Annotated in this window: 1 tRNA gene and 3 rRNA genes; all 4 read right to left on the bottom strand. The window is 55.6% G+C overall.

The features are described from left to right. Positions 1 to 42 precede the first annotated feature (42 nt). Positions 43 to 156, bottom strand: a 5S ribosomal RNA gene (gene rrf / locus XO11_RS10355). Positions 157 to 190: 34 nt separating this feature from the next. Beyond that, positions 191 to 3,109: ribosomal RNA gene (locus tag XO11_RS10350) — 23S ribosomal RNA — on the bottom strand. Between the two features lie 30 nt (positions 3,110 to 3,139). Beyond that, positions 3,140 to 3,215, bottom strand: a tRNA-Ala gene (locus XO11_RS10345). A 48-nt stretch (positions 3,216 to 3,263) separates the two neighbouring features. Beyond that, positions 3,264 to 4,804, bottom strand: a 16S ribosomal RNA gene (locus XO11_RS10340). Together the 16S, 23S and 5S rRNA genes with 1 tRNA gene alongside form the textbook arrangement of a ribosomal RNA operon. Positions 4,805 to 4,945: the final 141 nt, after the last annotated feature.

The following is a 4,945-nucleotide window of genomic DNA, read 5'->3' as shown; positions in this document are numbered from 1 at the left end:
AAACAAAAACCCCCAGTCTTTTGACTGGGGGAAAAATAAAAAGAGGGGCGCTACCTACTCTCGCATGGACAAGCCATACTACCATCGGCCCGGATATGCTTAACGGTCGGGTTCGGGATGGGTCCGCGTGTTCCCATATCCGGTATCTGCACCCCTCAATCTCTCATTCACATGTGCATAGTTACTCAATAAGGTCAAGGCCTCGGGCTATTAGTACCGGTCGGCTCAATACATCACTGTACTTACACCTCCGGCCTATCTACGTCCTAGTCTCGAACTGCCCTTACCTCCATATGGAGTGGGAAACCTCATCTCGGGGCCCGTTTCCCGCTTAGATGCTTTCAGCGGTTATCGGTCAGGTACGTGGCTACTCAGCTCCTGCTCCTGGCGGAACAGCTGATTTACCAGTGGTACCCTCACACCGGTCCTCTCGTACTAGGTGTGACCCCCCTCAAGTTTCCTACGCCCGCAGCAGATAGGGACCGAACTGTCTCACGACGTTCTGAACCCAACTCACGTACCGCTTTAATGGGCGAACAGCCCAACCCTTGGGACCTACTTCAGCCCCAGGATGCGATGAGTCGACATCGAGGTGCCAATCCGCGCCGTCGATATGAACTCTTGAGCGCGATAAGCCTGTTATCCCCGGGGTAACTTTTATCCGTTGATCGACGGCCCTTCCACTCGGATCCGCCGGGTCACTAAGACCGTGTTTCCACCCTGCTCGACCTGTCAGTCTCGCAGTCAGGCAGGCTTTTGCCTTTACACTCTCCTGTGGATTTCCAACCCACATGAGCCTACCTTCGCGCACCTCCGTTACTCTTTAGGAGGCGACCGCCCCAGTCAAACTGCCCACCTAACACTGTCCCATCAGTGCTCTTCACACTCAATGGTTAGTAACCCATCATGCTGAGGGTGGTATCCCACCGGCGGCTCCACCTACCCTGGCGAGCAGGTTTCTCTGCCTCCCACCTATCCTGTACACAACATGACAAGTTACAATGTCAGGCTACAGTAAAACTCCACGGGGTCTTTCCGTCTAACTGCGGGTACTGGGCATCTTCACCCAGTCTGTAATTTCACCAGGCCCTCCGCTGAGACAGTGCCCAAATCGTTACGCCATTCATGCAGGTCGGAACTTACCCGACAAGGAATTTCGCTACCTTAGGACCGTTATAGTTACGGCCGCCGTTTACCGGGGCTTCGGTTCGTTGCTCTCACAACTCCCCTTAACCTTCCGGCACTGGGCAGGCGTCAGACCCTATACTTCCTCTTTCCGAGTTCGCAGAGTCCTGTGTTTTTGGTAAACAGTCGCCTGGGCCTTGTCACTGCGACTCCCCGGTGCAGTTGCCCACACCAAGGAGCACCCCTTCTCCCGAAGTTACGGGGCTATTTTGCCGAGTTCCTTAGCGGAGGTTAGCCTGCTCCCCTTAGCCTTCTCAGCTCACCCACCTGTGTCGGTTTTCGGAACGGGCATGTATATACTCAACGATAAGCGAGGCTTTTCTTGGCAGCCGGGCTACCACCTCGTTGGACTTATGTCCTCCCCTTCACGCTTCAGACTCCAGTAGCGGATTTACCTACTACCTTCTCTGTCCTTTGCGCTTGGATGAGCGTGCCACTTGCTCACGAGGCTTCGCCTTCTGCGTCCCCCCTCTTATCTCGTATATACATGGCACTGGATTCTTTACCAGTTTCCCATCGGTTACTCCTTTCGGATTCACCTTAGGTCCCGGCTTACCCTGGGCGGACGACCCTTCCCCAGGTACCCTTGGGCTTTCGGGGGGAGGGATTCTCACCCTCCTCTCGTTACTCATGCCCACATCCGCTCTTGTGCTTCGTCCAGTAATCCTCACGAATTACCTTCTCCCTACTGCACAATGCTCCCCTACCAATCCGCAGATTCCGCAGCTTCGGCGTACGGCTTCAGCCTCCTTACATTTTCGGCGCAGTCCGCCTCAACCGGTGAGCTGTTACGCACTCTTTTAATGATGGCTGCTTCTAAGCCAACATCCCGGCTGTCTCTGGCAGTCCACTACCTTTCACACTTAGCCGTCTCTTCGAGACCTTAGCTGGCGGTCTGGGCTGTTTCCCTCTCGACCATGGAGCTTTTCCCCCACAGTCTGTCTCCCGTACATCAACTAACGGTATTCGGAGTTTGACAAGTTTCGGAGGTTACCCCCCTACGCCTATCAGTGCTCTACCCCCGTTAGTCTTGTACGAGGCCGTGCCTACACACGTTTCGGGGAGATCCAGCTATCACCAGGTTCGGTTGGCTTTTCACCCCTATCCACAGGTCATCCGAATGCGTTTCACTGCATACCGGTTCGGGCCTCCATTGCGTTTCACCGCAACTTCACCCTGCCCATGGATAGCTCACCTGGCTTCGGGTCTGCATATACTGACTATCCGCCCTCTTCAGGCTCGCTTTCACTTCGGCTTCGCCTCTCCCGGCTTAACCTCGCCAGTACATGCAATTCGTGGGCACATTAATCAAAAGGCACGCGGTCACTCTCTCGAGCTCCCACTTCTTGTAGGCTTACGGTTTCAGGTTCTCTTTCACTCCCCTCCCGGGGTCCTTTTCACCTTTCCCTCACGGTACTTCTACGCTATCGGTCGACGGGTAGTATTTAGCCTTGGATGGTGGTCCACCCTGATTCACGCAGGATTCCTCGTGTCCCACGCTACTTGGGATCATAATCCAGCCACTCACATGTATTTCGCCTACGGGGCTTTCACCCTCTCCGGCATACCTTCCCAGGTATTTCGGCTATACATGCTTCGTGACCGAGCCTCGTGCTGTCGGCTCCGATTATGTCCCGCTACCCCATACTGGCAACGGCAGCACCCTTTTACACCAGTATGGTTTGGGCTCCTCCCCTTTCGCTCGCCACTACTCAGGGAATCTCTCTTGATTTCTTTTCCTCCGGGTACTAAGATGTTTCCCTTCCCCGGGTTCGCCTCCCTTTCGGGATCTTTTGGGTTCCCCCATTCGGACATCCACGGATCTACGCTCGCTTGCAGCTCCCCGTGGCTTTTCGCAGCTTGCCACGTCCTTCTTCGCCTCCCGTCGCCTAGGCATCCGCCGTAAGCCCTTTTTACCTTGACCTTATCTTTCACTATGCACTTGTCAATGAGCTGGTGGAGTAGAGGGGACTTGAACCCCTAACCTTCTGCGTGCAAGGCAGACGCTCTCCCAGTTGAGCTACTACCCCTACTCCTTCACTACTGAACAGAGACACCCATTCCTTTTTTCTCCTTAGAAAGGAGGTGATCCAGGCGCACCTTCCGGTACACCTACCTTGTTACGACTTAGCCCCCCTCGCTGACTCCACCCTCGATAGCTGGCCTCCTTTCGGTTAGCCTCACCATCTTCGGGCGTTTCCAACTCGGGTGGCTTGACGGGCGGTGTGTACAAGACCCGGGAACGTATTCACCGCAGTGTGGCTGACCTGCGATTACTAGCGATTCCGGCTTCATGCAGTCGGGTTTCAGACTGCAATCTGAACTGGGGTAGGGTTTCTGGGATTCGCTCCACCTCTCGGCCTCGCTGCCCTCTGTCCCTACCATTGTAGCGCGTGTGTCGCCCAGGACATAAGGGGCACGATTACCTGACGTCATCCCCTCCTTCCTCCGCCTCGTCGGCGGCTGTCCCGTTAGCGTTCCCACCCTAAGTGCTGGCAACTAACGGCAAGGGTTGCGCTCGTTGCGGGACTTAACCCAACACCTCACGGCACGAGCTGACGACGGCCGTGCACCACCTGTATAGGCTCCCGGTACCGAAGTACCGGGTCCCCTGCATCTCTGCAGGGTACCACCTATATGTCAAGCCCTGGTAAGGTCCTTCGCTTAGCTTCGAATTAAACCACACGCTCCACCGCTTGTGCGGGTCCCCGTCAATTCCTTTGAGTTTCATCCTTGCGGACGTACTCCCCAGGCGGCCCACTTATCGCCTTAGCTTCAGCACGAACGGTACTACCGCTCACACCTAGTGGGCATCGTTTACGGCTAGGACTACCCGGGTATCTAATCCGGTTTGCTCCCCTAGCTTTCGGGCCTCAGCGTCAGGTTTGCCCCAGGAGACCGTCTTCACCACCGGCCTTCTTACCTGTATCTACGCATTTCACCGCTACACAGGTAATTCCGTCTCCCTCTAGCAACCTCAAGTCTAACAGTTTCAGACGCATTTCCCTGGTTGAGCCAGGGCCTTTTACATCTGACTTATTAGACCGCCTACACCCCCTTTACGCCCAGTGATTCCGGGCAACGCTCGCCCCCTACGTATTACCGCGGCTGCTGGCACGTAGTTAGCCGGGGCTTTTCCTTACCTACCCTCATCAGATGGCCATTCCCTACCATCCTTATTGTTCGGTAAGTTCAGGAGTTTACGTCCCGAAGGACTTCTTCCTCCACGCGGCGTCGCTGGATCAGGGTTCCCCCCATTGTCCAATATTCCCCACTGCTGCCTCCCGTAGGAGTGGGACCCGTGTCTCAGTGCCCCTGTGGCCGGCCACGCTCTCACGCCGGCTACCCGTCGTCGGCTTGGTAGGCCTTTACCCTACCAACTACCTGATGGGTCGCAGGCAGCTCCTCCAGCCAAGCCTTGGCTCGCTTTCCCCTCTCGGGCTCATCCGGTATTAGCCACCGTTTCCAGTGGTTGTCCCGGTCTGGAGGACACCTTCCTACGCGTTACTCACCCGTTCGCCACTAGTACTACAGCCCGAAGGCTGCCTCCTCGTTCGACTTGCATGTGTTAAGCACGCCGCCAGCGTTCGCCCTGAGCCAGGATCAAACCCTCCATCCAAGATTTCGAGTTCGATCTTAACTCTTTGAATCTACTTCCGCTGGGTGTCTCTGTTCACTTGTCAAGGAGCTTCTCTTCCTCTTCTCTTTTTCTTCCAGACGCTCTCACCCGCGTCCGAGTATATATATTACCACCTTTCTT

It is taken from the genome of Marinitoga sp. 1138 (assembly GCF_013363265.1).
Taxonomy (GTDB): domain Bacteria; phylum Thermotogota; class Thermotogae; order Petrotogales; family Petrotogaceae; genus Marinitoga; species Marinitoga piezophila.
Note: the sequence above shows the minus strand (reverse complement) of the source record. Positions and strands in the feature narration are given on the sequence as shown.